The organism is Stenotrophomonas sp. 28608_Sma, from assembly GCF_056486185.1.
In genome coordinates this window covers 1,311,116-1,335,645 of record NZ_CM151308.1, presented here as the reverse complement: position 1 = coordinate 1,335,645, position 24,530 = coordinate 1,311,116, and the positions used below count along the sequence as shown (strand labels likewise).

Below are 24,530 nucleotides of genomic sequence, written 5' to 3'. Positions count from 1 at the left end.
CCTGCGTGTATGCCGCAGACGGTCAAGGCAGCGGCTGGGCCAGGATCTTCCGTACCGAGCGACCGCTGTTGGTGATGATGTCATCCACCTGCCAGCAGCCTTGGCCCTGGCGCATCATCGGCAGACGGGTCACGTAGGCCTTCTTCCATACCGAATAGCGCATCTCGACCTGGCCGGCGGTGGCCGACGCCTCTTTCCAGCTGTAACGCACCGGGGTTTCGATGTCGCCATCCTGCGCATCCAGCCACGGATCGGAATCGATGGTGCAGATGCCTTCCTCGCGCGTCTGGCAGGCGCGCTCGCCACGCAGGGCCTTGCCGAAGGCCGGGCTGACCAGCGCCGGCGGCGGTTCCAGCAGATCGCCATTGCCGGTGGTTGCCTCGTAGAAGGCACGGGCGACAGCCACTGGTTCCTGGCAGGCCGATGCGGCCTGCACGGCGGGGGCCAGCAGCAGCCCGGCGATCATGAACATCCCTGTCTTTCGCATGTATTTCTCCTTGAGGTAGTGCCGGCCGCTGGCCGGCAACACAGGATATCCCGGCGCTGCCGGCCAGCGGCCGGCACTACCCGATACCAGGCTTACAAGCCGTAACGCTCGATCACGTCCAGGTGCGGCTGGCGATCCTGGTCGCAGGCTTCGGCCAGCCGCAGCCAGCAATGCGGATGCGGCCACTTCGCGGTTTCCTGCTGCAGGAAGCGGTGCAGCGCCAGCGGTGCATGGTCCTGCGGCTGGGCGACGGTGAACAGCAGGCCCGGCAGCGTGCCCTCCTCCTCGTCCGGATCGGTCACGGTGTAGTCCGGGCGGCTGTGCGACCACACCTGCCAGCCCTGCGCCTCGGCCGCTGCGACAAAGGCATTCCACGCGTCTTCGCCCGGGTGCGCGCCGTCGATCAGCCAGCTGCGGGCGAAGCCGCCGCGCTCCAGGACATGCACCTGCGCATAGGTCGGGATGAAATGCTCGCGCGCTTCCTCCTCCTCCGGCGCCGGGTGCACCAGCGCAGCATCGAACACCACCCAGTCGCCCACCTGCTGGGCACGGTTGGCCGGTGCGTTCTCGACGATACGTGCGGTGACCGGGCCACTGCGGCGCGCGTAGTACTCCATCGGCTCGCCGTTCTCTTCGCTGCGGATGATCACCCAGCCCCACGGCTCCTCGACCACGCCGTCCTGGCTGGACAGCTCCATGCCGATCGCCGCCGCCGAGCGGCGCACCGCATCCCAGTCGCGTGCCGCGCTGGCCGCGCTCATGTGGTCCCAGTGTGCGGCGTTGGGTTCTTCCAGCAGCTCCACCAGCTGCGCATAGCAGGCCTGCGCCTCGCTGAAGCGACCGGTTTCCATGTACATCCGCGCCAGCGTACCGCGTGCGCCATGCGAGCCCGGCGAGGCCGCCAGCAGCGCCTGCGCGGCCTGCTCCAGTGCCGGCCAGTCGGACACGCGACGGGCGCGCTGCACCTCGCACCAGTGCGCGAACACCGGCACGCTGCCGCGATAGGCATCAGCCAGCTGGCGCAGGCCTTCGTCGTCGCCCTGCTCGGTCAGCCAGCGCATCAGCGTGTAGGCGGCCGGGCCATCATCCTGCGTGTGTGCGCGCACGAAGCGCCACAGCAATGCGCGCGCTTCCGTCTGCGCCCCACAGGCGCTCAGCGCGGAGGCAGCCATCTCGGCCAGCGCCTCGTCATCTGGCAGCTGCGCCTGTGCCTGCAGCAACCACTGCGCCTCACGTTCGGGATCGCGCGACTGGTTCTGCTCTCCCTGCTCGTTCAGCCAAACCAGTAGTTCAGCGGCCGGCACCGGCAACGGCGCCACATCCGGCAATGCATCGATGCGTGCCGCCAGGCCGGCCACCAGCGCAGCCGCCCCACGGTCCTGGCGCAGCTGTGCCAGATGGGTACGCGCCAGTTCCAGCTGGCGCAGCGCCACCCAGCGTGCGCCACGCTGCAGGGCCAGCTCCAGGCTCAGCGCAGCGACTTCGATCAGCAGGCGGTGCGAGCCAACCTCGGCAAAGTGCTCGATGATGGTGTTGAAGCGCGTACCCAGGTCCCAGGTATTGCGTGCGGGATCACGCCGGCACAGCGCTGCGGCGGTGTTCGCCCACAGCCGCCAGTAGGTAGGCGTCAGCTCGCTCCACGGCACCAGCTGCTGCAAGGCCTCTTCGTCGCGGTCCAGCTGCGCAAGCGCCCACGCCTTGGACAGGCGGCGCGGCACCGTGCAGTTGGCCGGCTCGTACTCGCCGGACGCGGCCACTTCGGCCTCGCGCTTCTCGATCAGCAGCAGCGCTTCTTCGGCGCGGCCCATGCCCAGCAGGATCTTGATCTGCATCTCCGGGAAGCTGTCGAACACTTCCTTGCCGCAGGCCTCGATCGCGTCGGACTGCACCTGCAGGTAATCCAGTGCCTCCTGGCCGCGGCCATCATCAAGCAGTGCATCGGCCTTCTCGCAGCTCAGGCACTGGAAGCAGGCCCAGCTCGGGTCGATGCGGCCCAGTGTTTCATCGCACACCTCGATGCGCTCCGGCACCCAGCCGGGGCCATCGATGTTGCCGTAGCAGGCGGCAAGATCCTGGGTCACGCAGATCGACTGCGGGCATTCCAGGGTGTCCTCGCGATGCGCACGCTCGAACAGCGCCACGGCTTCGCCCAGCGCGCTCTCGCCTTCGACGCGGTTGCCGACGCGGTTGCGCAGCGCCCAGTGGCCGACGTAGACGTCGACCCACGGGTTGTCCAGCGCCTTGCCCAGGGCTCGCGCTTCGGGCAGCAGCGCGTCGACGCGGTCGACACGCAGTTCGCTCACCTCGTCGGCGAGGCGGTTCAGCAGGTGCGCATTCTGCGCCTGGCCGGCCTGGCGCAGGTCACCCTGCAGTTTTTCGACCCAGTTCCAGATGTCCATGGGGTAAGTACTCCTGTCTAGCGAAGGCTGGATGAGAGGATGCGGTGCTCAGCGCAGCATCTGCTGCAGGGCACCGGCGATATCGGTGAAGGCGCCGTTGAGATCCGGGCCGGGCGTGGCGGTCGCGCGGGCCAGTGGACGGCCCTGCGCGGCGACGATGATCTTCAGTGAGCGCAGCAGGCGCGCTGCGGCTTCGGCCTGCGGGTGGCCGTCGCGCTGGGCGCGCAGCAGCGCCTGCACCGCCGGGTTGTCGAGGTTGAGGTACAGCCGCGATGGCGCACGCGATTCGATGCGCGCAGTGAACTGACGCGCCAGGCGCAGCGCCGCCATTGAAACGCGCTTGTCGTTCTCATCGTCTTCCAGGCGCTGCTTCAGCTCGGCTTCGCGGTCGGGCACCACCACCACCGGCAGCGACTCGGGACTGAAGCGTGCCGGCAGCAATTGTTCGCCGTCACCCAGCTGCTCGCGCAGCCATGCCAGCTGCGCCTCGTCGAGGCTGTCATCGCTGCGGAACAGCGCACGGTTGCCCTGTTCGGTGCCCAGTTCAACCAGGCGCAGGCCCTTGGCCTGGGCCCAGCGCCGCAGGAACGGCACTACTGCATAGCGATGACCATGCGCGACCGGCACGCCCATCGCACGGAACAGCATTTCCTCGAAGCCGCCACCGTTGTCGAGGATCACATGCACGGCACCGCGTGCGGGCAGCGCACTGGCAGGCAGATCGCCCTGCGAGGTCGGCACGCGCACGTGCTCCAGCAACAGGTCGAACAGGCGGTCATCGCACAGCGCCGCGCCCAGCAGCGCCTCGTTGTGGCGGCTCAATACACGTCGCCACGCTTCCGGCTGCTGCCGCGCGACGTCGGCCAGGCCATCAATCAGCGCCTCCAGCAACGCATGCTGCACGGCGCGGTACTGGTCGTCGCGCTGCAGGTCTTCGCGGCTGGCGGTAGGCGTGAGCCGCGAGGATTCGATCACCCCGCCGATGAAGCCCGCCCACGGCGGCAGCAGGTCACGCGCATCGTCGTCCAGCAGCATGCCGCGCACGAACACCGACAGGTTGCGGTTATCGCTGGTGCCGTAGGTGGCACCGTCCTGCACCCACAGCAGGCCGGTGGCATCGCTATTGCCATCGGCACGCAGCGGCACGGTGACGATCGGCTCGAAATCATGTTCGAAACGCGCCGCGAACTGCAGCGCCTGGCGACGCGCCTGCACCGGATGCAGGGCCACATCGCCCTGGCCGCGCCACGGCGGCGGCTCGGGGTTGAGCGCCTCGCCTGCAGCACCGATGAAGATCGGCTCGGACAGCAGCGCGCAGTAGCGACCCAGCACTTCGTGCAGGCGCGCCTCGTTGGCCAGCGGCAGGAAGTCCGGATGCAGCTCCAGTTCCACCTCGGTGCCGACCGCGCGTGCCGGCACTTCGCTGACGGTGTACTGCTCGGCGTTGCTGGACACGTACAGATGGCCCAGTTCCGGCGTCTGGTACGAGGTGGTGCGCACGCTGACCCGGCGCGCCAGCACGAAGGCCGACAGGAAGCCGAGGCCGAACATGCCGATCAGGCCCTCATCGTCCTCGCCGCCCTGGCGCAGGCCGCGGGTGTAGCCGACGCCGACGGTCGCCAGGTAGTCATGGATCTCCTGGCGGGTCAGGCCGGCGCCGGTATCGATGATGCGCAGCACGCCGGCAGCGGCATCGACCTGCACCGAAATGCGCGAAGGCACCTCGACGCCGGGCTGCTCGATGCGGCGGCGGATGATCGAGTCGTGCGCGTTCTGCACCAGCTCACGCAGTGCCACCACCGGGGTGGAATACAGGTGCTTGCCCAGCACCGTCATCAGTCCATTGAGATCGACCCCGGCGCGACGGATTTCGGCGTTGGGGGCGGTGAGCGCGGTGTCCTGCATGTAATCGTTTACTCCTGGGCACGGAAAGACGCCAGTGGGCGTCTTCGTCGAGCGGGAAAAACTAGCACAGGGAGGCTGACCGTTACCGTGTCGGCCGCCGTATTCCACGTGCGCTGTGGTGACGCCGGGCCATGCCCGACGCGATCACGCCGCGTCGATAGCCTCGGACAGGCGCTCCACCGCGATCACTTCCATGCCCTTCACCGAGCCGCCCTTGGGAGCATTGGCCTTGGGCACGATGGCGCGCTTGAAACCATGGGTGGCGGCCTCGCGCAGGCGGTCTTCGCCATTGGGTACCGGTCGGATCTCGCCGGACAGGCCAACCTCGCCAAACGCAATCGTCTTTTCCGCCAGCGGCCGGTCCTGCAGCGAGGACAGCACCGCCAGCAGCACCGGCAGGTCGGCAGCGGTCTCCTGCACGCGGATGCCACCGACCACGTTGACGAACACGTCCTGGTCGCCGACCAGCACGCCGCCGTGGCGATGCAGCACCGCCAGCAGCATGGCCAGCCGGTTCTGCTCCAGGCCGACCGCGACACGACGCGGGTTCGACAGCGGCGACGCATCGACCAGTGCCTGCACTTCCACCAGCAGCGGCCGGGTACCCTCGCGCGTGACCATCACGCAGCTGCCCGGCTGATGGGTGCTGCCACCGGACAGGAAGATCGCCGACGGATTGGAGACTTCCTTCAGGCCCTTGTCGCCCATCGCGAACACGCCCAGCTCGTTGACCGCACCGAAGCGGTTCTTGAACGCGCGCAGCAGGCGGAAGCGGCTGCCACTCTCGCCTTCGAAGTACAGCACCGCATCGACCATGTGTTCGAGCACGCGCGGGCCGGCGATACCGCCCTCCTTGGTCACGTGGCCGACCAGGAACACGGCGGTGCCGGTCTCCTTGGCGAAACGCACCAGCCGCGCCGCGCTCTCGCGCACCTGGCTGACCGAGCCGGGCGCGGCGGTCAGGCTCTCGGTCCACAGAGTCTGCACGGAGTCGGCCACGATCAGCCGTGGGCCGGCCTTGGACGCATGCTGCAGGATCGACTCGACGCCGGTCTCGGCCAGCGCGTTGACACCATCCAGCGGCAATTCCAGCCGGTGTGCGCGGCCGGCCACCTGGGCCAGCGACTCCTCGCCCGTGACGTACAGCACCGGCAGCTCGGCCGCCATCTTCGCCACCGCCTGCAGCAGCAGGGTCGACTTGCCGATGCCCGGGTCGCCACCAACCAGTACCACCGCGCCCTCGACCAGCCCCCCGCCCAGCACGCGATCGAACTCGCCGATGCCAGTCGAGACACGGCGATGCTCGGTCTGCTCTACGTCCTTCAGGGCGGTGATCTTCGGCGGGTCGATCTTGCCGGCCCAGCCGGCCCGGCGCGACGCGGGCGCCTTGGCCGCCGCCGCGCTCTCCAGCACGATTTCCGACAGCGAGTTCCAGGCGTTGCACTCGGTGCACTGGCCCTGCCACTTGCTGAATTCGGCGCCGCATTCATTGCAGACGTAGGCGGTGCGGGCTTTTGCCATCGGATGATTTCCAGCAACGGGAACAGGCGTGGCAGGATAGCCGAGCCGGGTCGCAGGTGCTGCGACCGCTCAAGTCCCGCCCACCCGCGCCGATAGCTGTCGCGGGCGTGCGCCTTGCGGGCCCCCTCCCTCCCCCTCTGGATTCAACATGACTGGCAGTTACAGTCAGAGCCTGGTCGCCATCTCCCTGCTGGTGGCCATTCTTGCTTCGTACACGGCGCTGGACATGGCCGGCCGCCTGGCCACGGCCGAGGGCCGCGTGGCCCGCTGGTGGCTGGCCGGCGGCGCGGCGGCGATGGGCCTGGGTATCTGGTCGATGCATTTCATCGGCATGCTGGCCTTCGACCTGCCGATCCCGGTCGGCTACGACCTCGGCATCACTCTGTATTCGCTTGCGGTGTCGATCGGCGCTTCGGCCTATGCGCTGTGGCTGGTGTCACGACCCAGCCTGCCCTGGCGACGACTGCTGGCCGGCGCCGTGCTGATGGGCCTGGGCATTGCCACCATGCACTACCTCGGCATGGCCGCGATGCGCATGCAGCCGGGTATCGACTATCACCCGGGCTGGTTCGCCGCCTCCATTGCAGTAGCCATCGGTGCCGCCGGCGCGGCGCTGTGGATCGCCTTCCGCCTGCGTTCCGAGCAGCGCCACACCATGCGCCTGCGCGCACTGGCCTCGCTGGTGATGGGCCTGGCCATCGTCGGCATGCATTACACCGGCATGGCCGCCGCACGCTTCCCCGAAGGCAGCATCTGCGGCGCGGTCGGCAGCGGCGGCATCGACACGCGCTGGCTGGCAGTGCTGGTGATCGTCACCACTGTAGCCACGCTGGGTATCGCCCTGGTCGCCTCGCTGTTCGATCGGCAGATGCGCGTGCGTACCGGGTTGCTGGCCGATTCACTGGCACACGCCAACGACAAGCTGATCCAGGCCGCCCTGCATGACCCGCTGACCCAGCTGCCCAACCGCATGCTGCTGCAGGACCGCATCGAGCAGGCCATCGAGAAGGCGCGCCGCCGCAACCAGGCGGTGGCGGTGATGTTCTGCGACCTGGATGGCTTCAAGGCGATCAATGATGCGTACGGACACCAGCTGGGAGATCGCCTGCTGGTGGCGGTGGCGCAGCGTATCGGCGGCCTGCTGCGGCCACAGGACACCTTCGCCCGCCTCGGCGGCGACGAGTTCGTGATCGTGCTGGCCATCGACACCCCGGACGATGCGGTGGTGGTGGCCGAACGCATCATCGCCGCCGCCGGCGAACCATTCACCCTGGATGCCGCCGAACTGCAGGTCAGCGCCAGTCTCGGCATCGCCCTGTACCCGGATGACGCCAGCAACGAGCGCGAACTGATGGCGCACGCCGATGCGGCGATGTACCACACCAAGGAAACCGGCCGGAACGGCTATACCTTCTTCACCCCGTCGATGCAGCTCAGCGCCAACCGCCAGCTGCGCCTGCTGCAGGATCTGCGCAAGGCGATCGCGCGTGACGAGCTGCTGCTGCACTACCAGCCGAAGTTCCCGGCCGCTGGCGCACCAGCTACCGGCGCCGAGGCCCTGCTGCGCTGGCAGCACCCGGAACTGGGCCTGCTGGCGCCGGATGTGTTCATTCCCATCGCCGAGCGCAGTGGCTTGATCCTGCCGATCGGCGACTGGGTACTGGACCGTGCCTGTGCACAGCTGCGTGCATGGCACGAGGCCGGGCATACCGGATGGTCGATGGCGGTGAACCTGTCGCCGCTGCAGTTCTCCTCGCCGGCCCTGCTGGACAGCGTGCGCGAGGTGCTGCAGCGGCACCGGATCGAGCCGGCGCGGTTGACCCTGGAGATCACCGAGACCACGGCGATGAAGGATGTCGACGCCAGCCTGGCGATTCTCAACGATCTGACCGCGATGGGCGTGCATATCGCCATCGACGATTTCGGCACCGGCTACTCCAGCCTGCTGTACCTGAAGCGGATGCCGGCCACCGAACTGAAGATCGACCGTGCGTTCGTGCACGACCTGGAGCGCAACGACGAGGACGCCGCCATCGTCTCGTCGATCATCGCGCTGGGCCGCACCCTGCAGCTGCAGGTGGTGGCCGAGGGCGTGGAGACCCAGGCGCAGCGCGAGCACCTGAGCGAGCTGGGGTGTGATCAATTGCAGGGTTACCACCTGGGCCGACCGATGGACGCCGAGGAATTCCTGCGCCGGGTGGGGTGAGACCCCATCCGCGCATGGCGTGGATCTCCTGGTAGCGCCGGCCGCTGGCCGGCTTCCCGCAACTGCCGGCCAGCGGCCGGCACTACCCCCCTTTGTGCCGGCCATGCCAGGTGGGATGAGGCCGATGGCTTTGGGGTCGGATCCCTTGCTGCAGGCAAGGACTCTGACCCCATCCACGCATGGCGTGGATCCTGGTAGAGCCGGCCGCTGGCCGGCTTCCCGTAATTGCCGGCCAGCGGCCGGCACTACCACGCTGTGCCGGCCATGCCGGGTGGGATGAGGCCGATGGCTTTGGGGTCGGATCCCTTGCTGCAGGCAAGGGCTCTGACCCCATCCCCGTACAGCGTGGATCTCCTGGTAGAGCCGGCCGCTGGCCGGCTTCCCGCAATTGCCGGCCAGCGGCCGGCACTACCACCGCGCGTGCCATTCCCGGTGGGCGCGACAAACAAAAAGGCCGCCCGAGGGCGGCCTTTCTGCGTGGCAACGTCGCGCGGACGTCAGTGCATCATGTGCACGTTCATGTTGTGCATGACCCACAGGGTACCGACCACGATGATGCCGATCACCACCACGGTGAAGGCCGCAGCGTTGACGTTCCAGCGGCTTTCCGAAGAACGGTCCAGGTGCAGGAAGAACACCAGGTGGACCAGCATCTGCAGCACTGCCGTGATCGCGATCACCACACCGTTGACGGTGCGCGAGAAATCACCCGACATCACCATCCAGAACGGGATGACGGTCAGCACCACCGCCAGCACGAAGCCGATCAGGTACGACTTCACGGTGCCATGGCTTTCGCCGCCGGTGCCGTGGTCGTGTGCATGGTTGTCATGTGCCATTACAGCGCTCCATTGAGGTAGACGACGGAGAACACGCCGATCCAGATCAGGTCCAGGAAGTGCCAGAACAGGCTCAGGCACGCCATGCGGGTCTTGTTGGTCGGGGTCAGGCCGTACTTCTTCAGCTGCACGAACATCACCAGCAGCCACAGCAGGCCGGCGCTGACGTGCAGGCCGTGGGTACCGACCAGGGCGAAGAACGCCGACAGGAAGGCACTGCGGTCCGGACCGTAGCCCTGATGGATCAGGTGCTGGAACTCCCACACTTCCATGCACATGAAGCCGAAGCCCAGCAGCCAGGTGATGCCCAGCCACAGGTACATCTGGCCCATCTGCTTGCGGTGCATGGCAATCATGCCCAGGCCGAAGGTCAGCGAGGAGGTCAGCAGCAGCGCGGTTTCCCATGCCACGAACGGCAGTTCGAACAGGTCCTTCGCGGTCGGGCCACCATCGGTACCGCCGGCCAGCACCACGTAGGTGGCGAACAGCGAGGCGAAGATGAGGCAGTCGCTCATCAGGTACACCCAGAAACCGAAGACGGTGTTGCCGCCGGTGTCGTGGTGCTCGTGGTCGTCATGGCCATGGGCCGCCGCGTGCGCGGCGTGCCCGTGGCTCAGGGTCGAGGTATTGGTGCTCATGCCTTCAGCTCCGACTTCACCAGGCCCTGGGCTTCCAGGTGCTTGCGGTGTTCGTTCTCGATGCGTTCCACCTCGGCGGCCGGGACCCAGTAGTCCACGTCCTGGTCGAAGGTGCGGTAGATGAACGTGGCGATCATGCCGACGAAGCCGACGATGGCCAGCCACCAGATGTGCCAGATCATCGCGAAGCCGAACACCAGGCTGAAGGCACCGATGACAACGCCCGTGCCGGTGTTGCGCGGCATGTGGATGTCGGTGTACTTGGCCGGCTTCGGCCAGGCTTCACCCCGCTGCTTGCGCTCCCAGAAATCGTCCAGCTCGGTGACTTCCGGCAGCGTGCCGAAGTTGTAGAAGGCCGGCGGCGAAGAGGTTTCCCACTCCAGCGTACGGGCATCCCACGGGTCGCCGGTCAGGTCGACGGTCTTCTTGCGGTCACGGATCGACACGGCCACCTGGATGATCTGGCACAGGATGCCGGCGCCGACGATGAAGGCACCTGCAGCTGCGATCAGCAGCAGCGGCTCATAGGCCGGGTTGACCGTGCTCTGCAGGCGACGGGTCATGCCCATGAAGCCCAGCACGTACATCGGCATGAAGGTCACGTAGAAGCCGATGAACCAGCACCAGAACGCGCACTTGCCCCAGAACTCGTTGAGGCGGAAGCCGAACATCTTCGGCCACCAGTAGGTGATGCCGGCGAACATGCCGAACACCACGCCGCCGATGATGACGTTGTGGAAGTGGGCGATCAGGAACAGGCTGTTGTGCAGCACGAAGTCGATGGCCGGGATCGCCAGCATCACGCCGGTCATGCCGCCGATGACGAAGGTGACCATGAAGCCGATCGTCCACAGCACCGGGGTGGTGAAGTGCACGCGACCGCGGAACATGGTGAACAACCAGTTGAAGATCTTCACGCCGGTCGGGATCGAGATGATCATCGTCGTGATGCCGAAGAAGGCATTGACGTTGGCACCCGAGCCCATGGTGAAGAAGTGGTGCAGCCACACGATGAACGACAGCACGCCGATGCAGGCGGTGGCATAGACCATGCCCTTGTAGCCGAACAGCGCCTTGCGCGAGAAGGTCGCGATGACTTCGGAGAACACACCGAACGCCGGCAGGACCAGGATGTACACCTCCGGGTGACCCCAGATCCAGATCAGGTTGATGTACAGCATGGCGTTGCCGCCACCGTCATTGGTGAAGAAGTGCGTACCCAGGTAACGGTCCAGGGTCAGCAGCACCAGGGTGATGGTCAGCACCGGGAAGGCAGCGACGATCAGCACGTTGGTCACCAGGGCGGTCCAGGTGAACACCGGCATCTGCATCAGCTTCATGCTGGGGGTACGCATCTTCAGGATGGTGATGAAGAAGTTGATACCGCTCAGCGTGGTACCCAGGCCTGCGACCTGTAGACCCCAGATGTAGTAGTCCATGCCGACGCTTGGACTGTATTCGATGCCCGACAACGGCGGGAACGCCAGCCAGCCGGTGGCAGCGAACTCACCGATCCACAGCGACAGCATGATCAGCACCGCGCCGGACACGAACAGCCAGAAGCTGAGCGAGTTGACGAACGGGAACGCGACGTCGCGCGCACCGATCTGCAGCGGCACGGCCAGGTTCATCAGGCCGGTGATCAGCGGCATCGCCACGAAGAAGATCATGATCACGCCGTGGGCGGTGAAGATCTGGTCGTAGTGGTGCGGCGGCAGGTAACCCTCGGACCCGCCGACGGCGAGCGCCTGCTGGGTACGCATCATGATGGCGTCGGAGAAACCGCGCAGCAGCATGACGAAGGCGACGATGAGGTACATCACGCCGATCTTCTTGTGATCCACCGAAGTGAACCACTCCTTCCACAGATAGCCCCACAGCTTGAACTTGGTGATCAGGGCCATGACGCCCAGGCCACCCAGCACCGCGCCGACCAGGGTGGTCAGCACGATCGGATCGTGGGGGATCGACTCAATTGAGAGTTTACCCAACATGTTCATTCTCCCGAGCCCGCATGGCCGGCGTGGCCTGCGTGTTCGTGTTCGTTGGCATCCAGGCTTTCACCCGATTCCTTGGAATCATGCGCGTCACTGGGGGCATGGCCCTCGTGCGCTTCATGGCTGGCGGCATCGGCAGCGGCGGCACCGGCGTGTTCGTGCTTCATGCCGTAATGCTTGTTGTCGCCCATGTGCTTGGCGATGACCCAGTCGAACAGGCCTTCTTCGGTCTTGCCGAAGTAGGTGACCGGATACCACTCGGCGTTGCGTGCTTCACCCAGCGCCTTGAACGAGGCCTTGTCCAGGGTCTGCTCGCCGGCGCGGACCTGGTCCAGCCACTGGTGGTATTCGGCATCGGTGACCGAGTAGGCGGTGAAGTGCATCTTGGCGAAGCCCGCGCCGCTGTAGTGCGAGGACATGCCCGGGAATTCACCGGTCTCGTTGGCGATCAGATGGAGCTTGGTCTCCATCGCAGCCATCGAGTAGATCATGCTGCCCAGGTGCGGGATGAAGAACGCATTCATCACCGAATCGGACGTGATCTTGAAGTTCAGCGGCGTGTTGACCGGGAACTTGATTTCGTTGACGACCGCCACCTTCTCTTCCGGATAGATGAACAGCCACTTCCAGTCCAGCGAGATCGCCTCGATGGTGACCGGCTTGACGTCCGATTCCAACGGCTTGTACGGGTCCAGCGCGTGCGACGAACGCCAGGTCAGGACCGCCAGCACCAGCACGATCATGCAGGGAATGGACCACACCACCACCTCGATCGCCGTCGAGTGGGACCACTTTGGCTCGTAGCGGGCCTTGGTGTTGGAGGCGCGATACTTCCACGCGAAGGTCAGGGTCATGATGATGACCGGGATGACGACCAGCAGCATGAGCACGGTAGCCGTGATCAGCAGGGTCTTCTCATCCTGGCCGATCTGGCCCTTCGGACTGAGGATGGCCACCGCATCGCAGCCGGTGAGCATCACCAGCAACGACAGCAGCAGGCCCGGGCGCAACCAGCGCCCAAGGGTTTTCAACGGAATCATCGGTCGATCCAATTGCGAGGGAATGCCGTTCCCCGTCCTGCCTGTTCCGGCCAAAGCCGGTCCCACCGGTCCGGAAGACAGGCAGGGAGGTGGGGTCGAGTCAGCCTTTCAATTTTAGGCCGTCACGCACCATTTAAGAAAGGCATTGACAATGATCGAGCGCAGGAAAGGCCTGATTCTGACTGCGACACGTTGTCGCACTGCGCGGCATGGCGGGCAGAACGCCCGGGCGCTGCATCCTGGCATCGGGCGATGGCGGGGGCTCCGTCCGTGTTCGGCAAAGTCATCTGAACCTGTTCAGGTGTGCTGGCGGGTGCCCGGCGTGGGATGCTCGGCGCAGGAGGAAGGCCCGTGGACAAAATCGACTTCAAGAAGCGCGATCGCGCGTTGTACCTGCCCCCGGCGGGCCGGTTCGTGACGGTAGACGTACCGCCCCTGCCCTACCTGATGGTCGACGGCCACGGTGATCCGAATACCGCCCCCGCGTATGTGCAGGCGGTGCAGTGGCTGTACTCGGTGAGCTATGCACTGAAGTTCGCGCTGAAGGCCGGGGGCCAGGACTACGTGGTGCCACCGCTGGAAGCGCTTTGGACTGCCGAGGATCCGTCGAGCTTTGTGGCACGCCGCAAGAGTGAGTGGGCCTGGACAGTGATGATCCGGACGCCGGACGGGATCAGTCCAGCGCAGTTGGAGGCTGCCATCGCCAAGTCGGCGAAGAAACTGGGCGAGGTCCCGGCCAGCCTTCGCCATGAAATTCTTGAAGAAGGCCTCTGCCTGCAGACCCTGCATGTAGGCGCCTACGATGACGAGGGTCCGGCCCTCGCCCATCTGCACAACGAACTGATGCCTTCGCTGGGCTACGCCTTCGCCGGCCCCCATCACGAGATCTACCTGAGCGATCCGCGCAAGACCGACGCGGCGCGGTTGAAGACCGTGCTGCGGCAGCCGGTGCGCGCGCTTGAGCCTGATAAGGGTTCGCGCTCATGACACAAGGCCAGTGATTGCTTCAAATGCCAAAACAAAAAGCCCCAACCAAGGCCGGGGCTTTTCATTACAACTGGTGCCGGAAACAGGAGTCGAACCTGCGACCTACGCATTACGAATGCGCCGCTCTACCAACTGAGCTATTCCGGCGGAGCCCGCGATTTTACGGGCTGGGCGCCCCGGCGGTCAATCCATCCGGCTCAGCCCACCTCCACCCGGTTGGCACACACCCGCCCGGCCGCGAAATCCTGCAGATTCCCCAGCGTGATCGCCGAGATCTCCTGCAGCGCCTCCACGGTGAAGAAGCCCTGGTGGCCGGTCACCAGCACATTCGGGAAGGTCATCAGGCGCTGGAAGGCCTCGTCGTCGATGATCTCGCCAGACAGGTCCTGGAAGAACAGCGCGCTTTCCTGCTCGTACACGTCGATGGCCAGATGACCCAGCCGGCGCGACTTCAGCGCGCGGATCACCGCATGGGTATCGACCAGTGCGCCGCGCGACGTATTGACCAGCATCGCGCCCGGCTTCGTCCGCGCCAGCGACGCATCATTGATCAGGTGGTGGGTCTCAGGCGTCAGTGGGCAATGCAGCGACACGATGTCGGCACGCGCCAGCAGTTCATCCAGCCCGACCATTTCGCCGATACCACCGAACGCGGGTGACGGATAAGGATCGTGCCCCAGCACGGTGCAGCCCATGCCGTTGAAGATGCGCGCGGTGGCCAGCCCGATCTTGCCGGTACCCACAATGCCAACCGTGCGTCCATGCAAGGTGCGTCCGAGCAGGCCATCCAGCATGAAGTTGCCCTCGCGCACGCGGTTGTAGGCGCGATGGGTCTGCCGGTTGAGGGTCATCACCAGCGCCAACGCATGCTCGGCCACCGCCTCCGGGGAATAGGCCGGTACGCGTGCGACGAACAGATCCAGCGCTTTCGCGGCTGCCAGGTCCACATTGTTGAAGCCGGCACAGCGCAGCAGTACGGCCCTCACGCCCATCGCATGCAGGGCGTGCAGCACCGGCGCATCCAGGCGGTCGTTGACGAACACGCATACGGCTGCGCAATCCTGCGCCAGCGCGGCCGTGTGCACGTCCAGCGCCACATCGAAGTACACGAACGCAAAGCCGTCCCCAGCCGCATCGCGCTGGTTGGCTTCCTCAAGGAAACGGCGATCGTAAGGGCGGGCGTTGAAGACGGCGATCTGCATGGAAGGGCCTGGGTGGAATGCCACGCCGACCATACCGCAGCAACGCGCGTTCTGGGGATGGCACCGGCGATGCCTTCATCGCCGGTGCCGTGCACCACTTAGAACTTGTAGCCCAGCCCCAGCATTACGCCATTCTGGATCTGCCCGTCGCGGCGCTCACCCACGTAATCGGCCATGATGGACAGCCGCTCGCTGGCACGGCTGGTCACGCCCAGGTTCCAGGCCAGCACCTGCTCGCCCACCGCCTGGCTGCTGGCGCCGAACACCAGATCCGGTGCCGCGGCGAAGCCGGTGCTGTAGCGGGCCTGCGAATCGCCCAGTTCCTTCTGCCAGACCACCCGGGCGCGCGGGGTGATGCGCTCGCCGTTGTTGCCTTCGAAGGTCTTGAACAGCTGCAGGCCCGCACCCACGCGGATGCTCTCCAGGCTGCCGCTGCGGCCAACCAGCGCACCGCCCCCCTGCCCTTCGTTGAAGCGGGTGGCCGAGGTACGCGCGTAGTCCACTACCGGCAGCAACGGCTGGATCACCAGGCCCTTGCCGGTCGTGAAGGAGAACGCATGTTCCACCCGTGCGGAGATCGCATCGTTGCTGTACTTGGCGCGCAGCGGCTGCTGCAGGCCATCGATGCCGTTGATGCTGCGACGGGTATCGTGGCGCAGATCGGTGTAGCGCACGGCCGCCGACAGATAGCCGCGCGCGTACCTCGCATCGAGGTAGCCACCCACGTCAAGCGCACGCACGTCACCAGTGAAACCAGAGCCATCGCTGGCCTTGGTCGACATGTCCGCCGCGGCAACGCTGACGCCCAGGGTCACGCGGTCATCGGCCACACGGGTATCCGCACCGACCACGATACCACCGATGGTGTGGCTCAGGCCGGCCACGCCACCGTCGGCATCGATGCGACCATGGCTGGCGAAACCACGCGCCCAGATGCCATGGCTGCGTCCAGCATCACCGCTGGCCGCGGCGCTGCCCGACGCGGGCTCGACCAGGTGCATCGCCAGCTGGTTGAACAGGCTGCCATGGCGCATGCCCGGCTGGGAGGAGACCGACTGCGCCACCTGAGAGGCCAGGCCATCGGCATCACCGCCGCTGCGCATGGCCGACTGGTGCTGCTGCACGACGTTGCCGATGCTGCCCACCAGCGCAGTGTCGGCCAGTCGCAGGCTGGCGTGCGCATCACCGCGCAGAGCACCGGCCTGTTGTGCGATCACATCGCGGTCGGCGAACTGCAGTGCGCCCAGCAGCGATCTCAGTCCCTTGTCCTGGCGATCGGAGGCGGTCGCCAGCGCGCGGCCCAGGCCGTCGCCGGACGTGCCATTGGCGAACAGGCCCAGCTGGTCAAAGCCCGGGTTGGCGGTCAGCCACAGGCCATCGGCCGTCTGCTTCACGTTGAAGCTGAGCAGTGAATTGTGGCGCGGGCGGAACACTTCACCGGCAGTGATGCTGGCACTGTATCCGGCGTCCCCCAGCCGCACGACATCCTGGAAGCCCCCCTGGTAGATCGGCCCTTCCACCAGATCGCGGCGGTAGGCACTGGCATAGAAGCCCTGGGCCACATTCAACGCAAGGTGTGCGCCCTGCGCGATCACCAGCGCGCCCTCCTCGGTGCCGCCATCGTAGAAGCTGCCGACGCGCAGGCGGCCATTGCCGGTACCACCGGTTTCGGTAACATCGAACAACACCTGGCCGCCGGGCATGATGTTGACGTAGCCGTGGGTCACCAGGTCCCCACCGCGCGGCATCAGCGTGCCGAACACGCGCAGGCGGTTGAAGCCATCTTCGCGGTAGGACGGGCCGGTGCCATCCAGCAGCGCATCGCTGTCGGTGCCGACCGATGCGATATCACCGTGGCCGACCACGATGCTGCCCGGCATCACCCGCAGCTCGGGGGTGCGCAGCGCACCACCCTCCAGTGCGATGGTGCCGTTGTCCACCAGAATGAAATCGGCGCCGGTGGTTTCAGCGGTGCGCCAGGTGGCGCCATTGCTGACACGGATCACGCCGGCGGAGTTGGCCAGGGTCGAGGCATCCAGATCGGCCAGCCGCAGCTGGCCGCGCAGTTCATCCTGGAGGTCGGGGTCGGCGAGCAGCTGCTGCAACGACTGCGCGCCGATACCGTTCGCCCCCCGCGTGGAGAAGTTGTACAGGCTCACCGCATAGTTGATGTAGGTGCTGGCCCAGTCGGTGTTCCAGCGCGCGAAATCGTCGTCGACAAAGGCCTGCAGCTGGCGCGCGGTACGAAGGTAGCCCGGGTTGATGTCGCCGCTGACGTTGCTGGTGACACGAAGGGTGTCGCCCGGATCGCGATAGCCCGCCGTGTTGATGATGCTGTTGCTGCGGATGTCCTGGCCCGGGAATGACTCCAGCTTGCTCCCACTGCCATCCGGATCGAAGGTAACCGACGTACCCGTGGTACGCGCCGGGTCGCGGAATACCAGCAGGCCATTGGGCTGCACCACTTCATACATGGCCTTGTGCAACAGGCCCGCATCCATGCCGCCGCCGTAGTTGTCTGTGTAGATCTGGGTCATGCGCGCCGACGGCGCATAGGTGATCCTGCCACCACTGCTGGCGGCATGGATCTGCACCGAGTCGACCAGCGGCAGATCGCCGCCGAGGTAACGGTTGACGCCACCGGACTGCATGATCGAGCAGGACGAAATGCAGTGGCCGGACACGATGGTGTCCAGGCCCTGGGTACGGATCACCGCCTGCAGCCACTCGCCGGCAATCAGCGCGCCACCGTTGGACGTTCGCAGCACGACTTCGCGGATCGGACGGCCTTCAGCCTGCGCCTTGGCCAGCAGTGCGGGCAGCGCCACCACATCGGCGACGGTGACGCCGCCGCTGAGGAAGACGCGATCGTCCTGCACGTGATAACTCATTGCCATGACGTCATCAGCTGCCGCGATGGCGCCAACGCCCATCAGCCCGGCCAGGGCCAGGCTCAACTTCGAATACTTCATGCGTTCTCTCTCTCCACCCGCAACACGCGGGTAGAACGATCAACGCCGCAGCGGGGCGATCTCCCCCAGTGGAACGGATCCTGAAAAATGAATACATTCACAATAAGAATCCGATCGATGCACACTCTTCCCCATCCGGTCATCGTCGCGTAAAACTCGATGACGCATTCGCCACCGACAGTCGAGGCCAGCCCTGTCCACCCCGTCTCCCCTGATCCATCGCGCGCCGGAGCCGCCCGCACCTGCGGATGCCTTCATCGCGTTCGTACGCGAAGAGCGCGCACCGCTGTGCGCGTTCCTGCGCACGCGGGGGGTCGGGCCTGAGGATGCGGAGGATATCGCGCAGGACTGCATGGAGCGGCTGATCCGCTATCGCGCACAGGGCCCGGACGAACTGCGCCTGCTGCTGTATCGTATCGCCCGCAACCGCCTGGCAGACCGCGGACGCTCGCCGCAGTCGCGGCCGCATCTGCCGCTGGCCGAACACGATGGCAGCGACGAACCGCCCAGTTCCTCGCCCGATCCATTGCGCCAGGCCGAGTCAGGGCAGATGCTGTCCCTGCTGCGGCAGGCCCTGTTCAAGCTGCCCGAACGCGCACGCGAGGTCTATCTGCTCAACCGCATCACCGGCATGAGCTACACGCAGATCGCGCGGCATTGTGGAATTACTGCCAAGACCGTGGAAAAACATATCGCCCGGGCCCTGCAGGGCCTGCGTCAGGAGTTGGGATCGGATCCGCTGCACAACGACAGGGACGGCCAATGAGTGGCACCCCGCACAGGAATGATGCACAGCTGTTTGAACGCGCCAGCGCCTGGGTAGCCCGCCTGGAAGCCCCGGACTGCACATCGGCCGAACGCGAAACGTTCGAGGACTGGCTGGCCGAAGATCCGGCCCACGTCAAAGCCTGGGTGCAGGCCGAAACCCTGTTCCAGCAGGGTGCGGAGCTTGCGGCTGACCCCTGGCTGCGCACCGCCGCGGCACGGGCGGCGCGTCCGCCGCGCCGGCGCTGGTTGCCGGGTGTGGCCGCTGCCGCCGGTGTCTGCATGGCGATCGGCATCGGCTGGATGGTTGCCGTCGACGGCAACCCGACGCCACAGGTCTACGCCAATGATTCGCACCAGGCACAGCAGCAGACGCTGGCCGATGGCAGCGTCGCCATGCTGGATGCCGGCACCACCCTCCGCGCCCGCTTCGGCTGGCGTCATCGTGATCTGGTGCTGGAGCGGGGTCGGCTGCAACTGCAGGTCGCTCCGTCGAACAAGGCGCTGCAGCTGCACGCCGGCGGCAGTACGATCCGCGACATCGGCACGACCTTCCAGGTGGAACGCCTGCGCGACGGCCTGGTCGAGGTCGCACTGCTGGAAGGTGCCGTGGAAGTCAGCAACGGCGCAGCGCAGCACACGCTGGCACCCGGCCAACAGCTGCAGGTATTGCCATCCGGCCGTATCCAGCCGGGCCCTGCCCTCTCGTCCAACGCAGCCGCTGAAGGCTGGCTGCGTGGGCAACTGGTGTTCGATGCCACGCCACTGTCGATCGTGGTCGAGCGCATGAACCGTTATGGCCGCACGCCACTGGTGATCGTCGATCCGGAGATCACCGACCTGGCTGTAAGCGGCACCTTCCGCGCCGGTGATGCACAGGAGCTGCTGTCGGCGCTGGAACTGGGTTGGTCCGTGGCTGGCCAGACGCGTCCGGATGGCGCGCTGGAACTGCGCCGCACCTACTGAGGAGACCGGCAGTGAAGGCAGGTCCGGGTGCGCTGCAGTGGGGGCTGCTCCGCGCCCTGCTATGCCTTGCACTGGGTGTTGCCGCACTACCGATGGCCGATGCCGGCGAGCCCGCCGGCACGCTGGAGATCGACGTGGGCGCCGGCCCACTGGTGCCGGCACTGCAGCAATGGGCCCGGCAGAGTGGCACCGCCCTGCTGTTCGACGCACGTGAACTGGATGATCTGCGCACCGGCGGCAGCCGTGACCAACGCGATACCGGGGCCTCCCTGAAGCAGCTGGTCGCCGGCCTGCCGGTCAACATCCTGCGCACTTCATCCGGTGCCTTTGTCGTGCGGCGCGTCCATCCCGAGCCCCCTGCCACGCCGCCGAAAGCGGTCGCAGCCCCGCGCCTGCCGCGCCCGGCTCCCAAGTCCGCCGACACGCCACACCAGGTGGAACTGGCGCCCATCCATGTCACCGGCAGCCGGCTGCCGCGCTCTTCGGTGCAGACCACACTGCCGGTCACCACCATCGATCGCGACGATATCCTGCGCAGCGGCTACGGCAATCTGTTCGACCTGCTGCGGCACCTGCCCGGCATGAACGGCCATCCGGCCATGAGCACCTCGCGCGGCGGCGATTCGCAGTACCTGCCGGTGGGCGCAGCGGCCACCACCAGTCTCGACGGCATGGGCCCGCGGGCGACGCTGTTCCTGGTCAACGGCCGGCGCCTGCCGCGCTATCCGATGGTGTCGCTGGAACAGGGTGGGCTCACCGACCTCGGCGGCATTCCGCTGAGCTTCGTCGACCGCATCGAACTGGTACGCGGTGGTGCCTCGGCCATCTATGGGGCCGACGCCATGTCCGGCGTGGTCAACATCATCCTGCGCGACCAGGCCGATGGGCCCGAAGCCATGCTGCAGACCGGGCTCAGCAGCCGCGGCGATGCGGGCCAGTACCGCCTGCAGGCCGCCACGGGCGGCGCGCGTGGCAACGGGGACCGCTGGTTTGCCGGACTCGATCTGCACCGTGTCGAACATGTCGCCGGTGACCAGCGTGACTGGCACGCGGAAACCTCGCTGTATCCGATCGGCGCGATCTTCGGCAACTGGTACGTGCCCGCCCGGCGCTGCGAGCCGCCCCTGAAGCGGCGCGAGGATGGCTGCTGGTTTGACAGCGCGCGGCCGCGGTCGCTGCAGCCCGCCTCGGATACCGCGTCGGCCTTCCTGCACTACCGGCATGAACGTGGTGAGGGACGCTATGCCTATGTCGAGGCGCGGGCCAGTCACAACCGCCAGCGCTTCGATCTGGGCCCGACCGCCGTTGCGGTGGTCTCGCGCGGAATCACCTTCAACAGTGTGCTGCGTGAGGCCGGCAACGTGCGCCCCAGCGTCCGCGCTACCGATGCCGACCTTACCTTCGGCATCGGCCGCGACCAGGGCCGGCGCAGCTGGGAGGCGGGCATCAGCGCGCAGCGCAGCGACGTCACCCTGTCCACTGCAGGCACCGTGCGCACGACACGCCTGCTTGAAGCAACGCAGGCGCGCAGGTTCACTCCCGGTTTCGACGCGCCGCCGGCGGCCGAGGCGGACACGCTGTTTCCGTCCATCCGCAACCGCGGCAGCACCGCACAATGGCAGGGCTGGTGGGGCGTGCAGCGTGAGCTGATGGCAATGCCCGGCGGCAATGCGCAGCTGGCCACCGGCATCGACCTGCGCCATGAACGCTGGACCTCGCGCCCGGACGCACTGCTGAGTCAGGGCGACCTTGCGCTGGGCCTGCCACAGCAGCGACGCCGCCTGTCGCGACAAAGCAGTGGCGTCTACGCCGAGCTGGGCCTGCCGCTGGCCCCCACGTTGCGCGCGGACCTGGCTGCACGCTGGGACCGCGACGGCGGCTTCATGGCGTTCTCGCCTCGTGCCGGGCTGCGCTGGAGCCCGACGCCGCACTGGTCGTTCCTGCTGGCCAGCGGGCGCGGCTATCGTGCACCGAGCCTGTTCGAGCAACGGCGGCCTCCCGGCTACTTCGGCTCGATCACGCTTCCGGTGTCCAGTGCCCTTCCGGAATGTGCGATCGCCACGCGTGGTGGCGGCTGCAGCGTCACGGCCAACGTGGTTGAGAACGATGCACTGAAGGCCGAGCGATCACGCAGCCATTCGCTGGCAGCCACGTGGACGCCCAACGACACATTCTCGCTGTCGCTGACCCACAACATCGTGGAACTGCGCAACGAGATCCTCGCCCTGCAGCCGAGCGATGCGGTGTGGAACCGCAGCACGTGGGAACTGGATGAAGACGGCCACCTGGGCAGCCTGCGCCTGTCGTTCGACAACATCGGCCGCACCACCTCCCGCAACTGGGTGCTGCGTGGCGAGTACCACATCGACAGCGGCAGCAACGGCCAATGGTTGTTTTCGCTCGATGCGCTGAAGCAGCAGGAACTGCTTCGCCGCCGTGACCATGAGGCCGCCGTGGACCTGCGTGGTCATGTGACACCCGAGCTGGCTGCGGTGTTGAACGTGCAATGGCAGAACAGCAACTGGGACATCGCGCTGCGCGGCAACCAGATCGGGCGCACGCGTGCCTGGCTGCCGGGGGCGGAGTGCCCGCAGAAGCAGGTCGACCGGAACCACTGCATGAACCCACGGCAGCTGCGCTGGAACCTGCACCTCGCACGCCGGCTGGGGCCGCGCATCGTTGCAGCGCTGGACGTGCACAACGTGCTGGACACGCAACCGGTGAACTATCTGGTCGGCAATGGCGGGCAGATGCCCGGGCTGGACGATCCGCTCGGCCGCTACTACCTGCTTACCCTGCAGTTCCGCTGAAGCGTAGTAATCTACGCGCCCTGTTCCACCGCGGTCCCCTTCCCCCATGAAAGCCTATCTCTGGTTCTGGGGCGCGTTCCTGCTGTTCTTCGCGTTGCCTTTTCCCTGCATTCTCTATTTCGGCACTTCGTGGCCGGTAGCGCTGGTCGACCGCAGCGCACCGTGGCTGGCACTGTTGCTGCTCGCACTGTCGATGGTGCTGTGGCTGATGCTGCTGTTCGCCTTCCTGCACTACCTGTTGCTGGGGCCGCCACGCGCACTGCACCGGGTGCAGTCGATCCTGGCCGACGGTGAACCGCGCAGTGCGCTGATCGAGCAGGCCGAACAGACCGGCGTGCAGGTACGTGGGTTCGCGCAATGGAAACTGCAGTTGTCCTTCAAGAACCTGTCCGGTACGCCGGTCCGCGAACAGATGCTGGTGGTCGACAGCAAACCCCAGCTGCATCGCTTCGAGGTGGGCAGGCACATCGATGCGCGCCTGGGCCGGACACCCGGAGCATTCCCCAACATCGTGCTGGACGGTGCCCAGCCCGAACTGAATGTCGCCAGCCTGTGGCGGCGCGGCATCGGTGCAGCACTCGGCATCGCCATCGTTGCCGCTGCCTATGTGTGGGCCTACCAGCTGCAGAGCGAGGGGCTGGGCTGGACCTTCCTGTCGTTCGGTCACCCGCTGCTGGTGTGCCCGCTGGTGCTGTGTGGCTATGCGCTGGGCCTCCGCCTGCTCGGCCGCCTGCTGCACGCCGATGCCCGCGGCGATGCGCTGAAGTATCGCGGCATCGGCGTGGAGGCCAGGGTGTTGAAGGTGCGTCAGACCGGCACCTACCTCAACGAACAGCCGCAGGTGGAGTTCCAGCTGGAATACATCGACCGCGAAGGCAACGTGCAGCAGGCTCGCGTGCGCCGCTTCATCCCGCTGATTGAACTGGCCAACATCCCGCGCGAGCATGTGACGCTGCTGTACGACCCGGATGACCGCAGCAACGTGCGCCTGGAGGGAGTATGAAACAGCCGCCCTCAACCCGCACCGTGTTCCTGGTACTGCTGCTGGTTCTGGCGGGCGTGGCCGTTGCCGGAGGCGCCCTGCAGACCATCAGCGAAACGCTGGGGCATTCGGTACAGCCGGACCGGTTGCCCGCGTCCGTCTCGTCCCAGTCGCCGCGCGAACAATCCGCATCGCTTGTGCCGTCCCCGGCGCCCTTCCCCGCCGCGAGCACCGCTGGAGCGCCCGAGCGCAACAACCGCCTGTTCGATGCGGACTACCTGCTGGCTGCCCGTCAGGCACTGGAGCAGATGCCAGCGCTGGCCGGCCAGCGGCTGACGGTCTTCCACAGCATCCACTTCTACGACGATGGCCGCATCAACCTCGATCTGGTCGATCCGCAACAGCCGGGCCACGTCGACAGCTATCACTTTGAACGTGGCCAATGGCGCAAGGGCAATCCGGTGAACCCGCAGCAGTTCGCGCCGACCATCAGCCTGCAGCGCAGCAGCACATCCCTGGCCAGCATCGATTTCGAGGCTGTTCCGCGCGTGGCGCAGGCGCTGCAGGAACAGCGCAATGCACTGCAGAACCCCGCATCTGAAGTCGGCCACGTCTACGTGATCGTGCGCAAAGCCGGCAAGCTGGTATGGCTGCCGGACGAAGTCGCCGGTGACCGCGAATCCGTGCGCCTGCAGTTCGATGCGCAGGGCGCCCTGCGCGGCGTGAGCCGCCGGTAGGCCACACAAAAAAGGGGACGGAGGGGATTAAGTCGTATGTGCCTTGGTGCGGTTTGCGACTTAATCCCCTCCGTCCC

Annotated in this window: 17 protein-coding genes and 1 tRNA gene; 7 read left to right on the top strand and 11 right to left on the bottom strand. The window is 66.4% G+C overall.

Annotated elements, in window-relative coordinates:
• Positions 1-22: 22 nt before the first annotated feature.
• From ACZLHH_RS06090 to radA, 4 genes are all read right to left on the bottom strand, one after another.
• A complete protein-coding gene (locus ACZLHH_RS06090) occupies positions 23-487 on the bottom strand; it encodes a YqhG/Tai3 family protein (protein WP_149909391.1) in 465 nt (154 codons plus the stop codon).
• 92 nt (positions 488-579) lie between these two features.
• On the bottom strand, positions 580-2,886 hold the full coding sequence (locus ACZLHH_RS06085) for a tetratricopeptide repeat protein (RefSeq protein ID WP_149909390.1): 2,307 nt from the start codon (positions 2,884-2,886) through the stop codon (positions 580-582).
• A gap of 48 nt (positions 2,887-2,934) precedes the next feature.
• Positions 2,935-4,791, bottom strand: coding sequence for an ATP-binding protein (locus ACZLHH_RS06080; RefSeq protein WP_180845331.1), 1,857 nt, complete (start codon positions 4,789-4,791; stop codon positions 2,935-2,937).
• Positions 4,792-4,935: 144 nt separating this feature from the next.
• On the bottom strand, positions 4,936-6,312 hold the full coding sequence (gene radA, locus ACZLHH_RS06075) for a DNA repair protein RadA (protein ID WP_014646395.1): 1,377 nt from the start codon (positions 6,310-6,312) through the stop codon (positions 4,936-4,938).
• A gap of 148 nt (positions 6,313-6,460) precedes the next feature.
• Between radA and ACZLHH_RS06070 the strand changes: the two genes are divergently transcribed.
• The gene (locus tag ACZLHH_RS06070) at positions 6,461-8,518 is read left to right on the top strand and encodes a putative bifunctional diguanylate cyclase/phosphodiesterase (protein ID WP_180845330.1); all 2,058 of its coding nucleotides are present in this window, start codon (positions 6,461-6,463) and stop codon (positions 8,516-8,518) included.
• Between the two features lie 497 nt (positions 8,519-9,015).
• On the opposite strand, the gene cyoD is transcribed toward ACZLHH_RS06070, so the two are convergent.
• Genes cyoD through cyoA form a run of 4 tightly spaced genes read right to left on the bottom strand, consistent with a single transcriptional unit; the run spans position 9,016 to position 13,032 of the window.
• A complete protein-coding gene (gene cyoD / locus ACZLHH_RS06065) occupies positions 9,016-9,357 on the bottom strand; it encodes a cytochrome o ubiquinol oxidase subunit IV (RefSeq protein WP_005408584.1) in 342 nt (113 codons plus the stop codon).
• Positions 9,357-9,995, bottom strand: coding sequence for a cytochrome o ubiquinol oxidase subunit III (gene cyoC / locus ACZLHH_RS06060; protein WP_005408583.1), 639 nt, complete (start codon positions 9,993-9,995; stop codon positions 9,357-9,359). The genes cyoD and cyoC overlap by 1 nt, the downstream gene beginning before the upstream one ends.
• Positions 9,992-11,989 (bottom strand): cytochrome o ubiquinol oxidase subunit I, encoded by a 1,998-nt coding sequence (cyoB, locus tag ACZLHH_RS06055; RefSeq protein ID WP_049424462.1) that lies wholly within the window; start codon positions 11,987-11,989, stop codon positions 9,992-9,994. The genes cyoC and cyoB overlap by 4 nt, the downstream gene beginning before the upstream one ends.
• Before the next feature lie 2 nt (positions 11,990-11,991).
• Positions 11,992-13,032: a ubiquinol oxidase subunit II gene (cyoA, locus tag ACZLHH_RS06050; protein WP_180845329.1), complete on the bottom strand. Its 1,041-nt coding sequence runs from the start codon at positions 13,030-13,032 to the stop codon at positions 11,992-11,994.
• A 351-nt stretch (positions 13,033-13,383) separates the two neighbouring features.
• Here cyoA and ACZLHH_RS06045 point away from each other — a divergent pair, with 351 nt between their 5' ends.
• On the top strand, positions 13,384-14,019 hold the full coding sequence (locus ACZLHH_RS06045) for a GyrI-like domain-containing protein (protein WP_180845328.1): 636 nt from the start codon (positions 13,384-13,386) through the stop codon (positions 14,017-14,019).
• Positions 14,020-14,090: 71 nt separating this feature from the next.
• On the opposite strand, the gene ACZLHH_RS06040 is transcribed toward ACZLHH_RS06045, so the two are convergent.
• The 3 genes from ACZLHH_RS06040 to ACZLHH_RS06030 form a co-directional block, all read right to left on the bottom strand.
• Positions 14,091-14,166, bottom strand: a tRNA-Thr gene (locus tag ACZLHH_RS06040).
• A 50-nt stretch (positions 14,167-14,216) separates the two neighbouring features.
• Positions 14,217-15,221 (bottom strand): 2-hydroxyacid dehydrogenase, encoded by a 1,005-nt coding sequence (locus tag ACZLHH_RS06035; RefSeq protein ID WP_180845327.1) that lies wholly within the window; start codon positions 15,219-15,221, stop codon positions 14,217-14,219.
• Between the two features lie 98 nt (positions 15,222-15,319).
• Positions 15,320-18,193, bottom strand: a complete 2,874-nt coding sequence (locus ACZLHH_RS06030; RefSeq protein ID WP_180845326.1) for an autotransporter domain-containing protein — start codon at positions 18,191-18,193, stop codon at positions 15,320-15,322.
• A gap of 286 nt (positions 18,194-18,479) precedes the next feature.
• Between ACZLHH_RS06030 and ACZLHH_RS06025 the strand changes: the two genes are divergently transcribed.
• From ACZLHH_RS06025 to ACZLHH_RS06005, 5 genes are read left to right on the top strand one after another with little or no spacing between them, the layout of a single operon-like run.
• The gene (locus tag ACZLHH_RS06025) at positions 18,480-18,959 is read left to right on the top strand and encodes an RNA polymerase sigma factor (protein ID WP_235202849.1); all 480 of its coding nucleotides are present in this window, start codon (positions 18,480-18,482) and stop codon (positions 18,957-18,959) included.
• Positions 18,956-19,924 carry a FecR family protein gene (locus tag ACZLHH_RS06020; protein ID WP_049424370.1) on the top strand — a complete coding sequence of 323 codons (969 nt, stop codon included), beginning with the start codon at positions 18,956-18,958 and terminating at the stop codon, positions 19,922-19,924. Before ACZLHH_RS06025 ends, ACZLHH_RS06020 begins: the two co-directional genes overlap by 4 nt.
• 11 nt (positions 19,925-19,935) lie before the next feature.
• A complete protein-coding gene (locus ACZLHH_RS06015; protein WP_180845325.1) occupies positions 19,936-22,734 on the top strand; it encodes a TonB-dependent receptor plug domain-containing protein in 2,799 nt (932 codons plus the stop codon).
• 46 nt (positions 22,735-22,780) lie between these two features.
• Positions 22,781-23,737, top strand: a complete 957-nt coding sequence (locus tag ACZLHH_RS06010; protein ID WP_032127575.1) for a hypothetical protein — start codon at positions 22,781-22,783, stop codon at positions 23,735-23,737.
• Positions 23,734-24,453, top strand: coding sequence for a hypothetical protein (locus ACZLHH_RS06005; RefSeq protein WP_032127576.1), 720 nt, complete (start codon positions 23,734-23,736; stop codon positions 24,451-24,453). The genes ACZLHH_RS06010 and ACZLHH_RS06005 overlap by 4 nt, the downstream gene beginning before the upstream one ends.
• Positions 24,454-24,530: the final 77 nt, after the last annotated feature.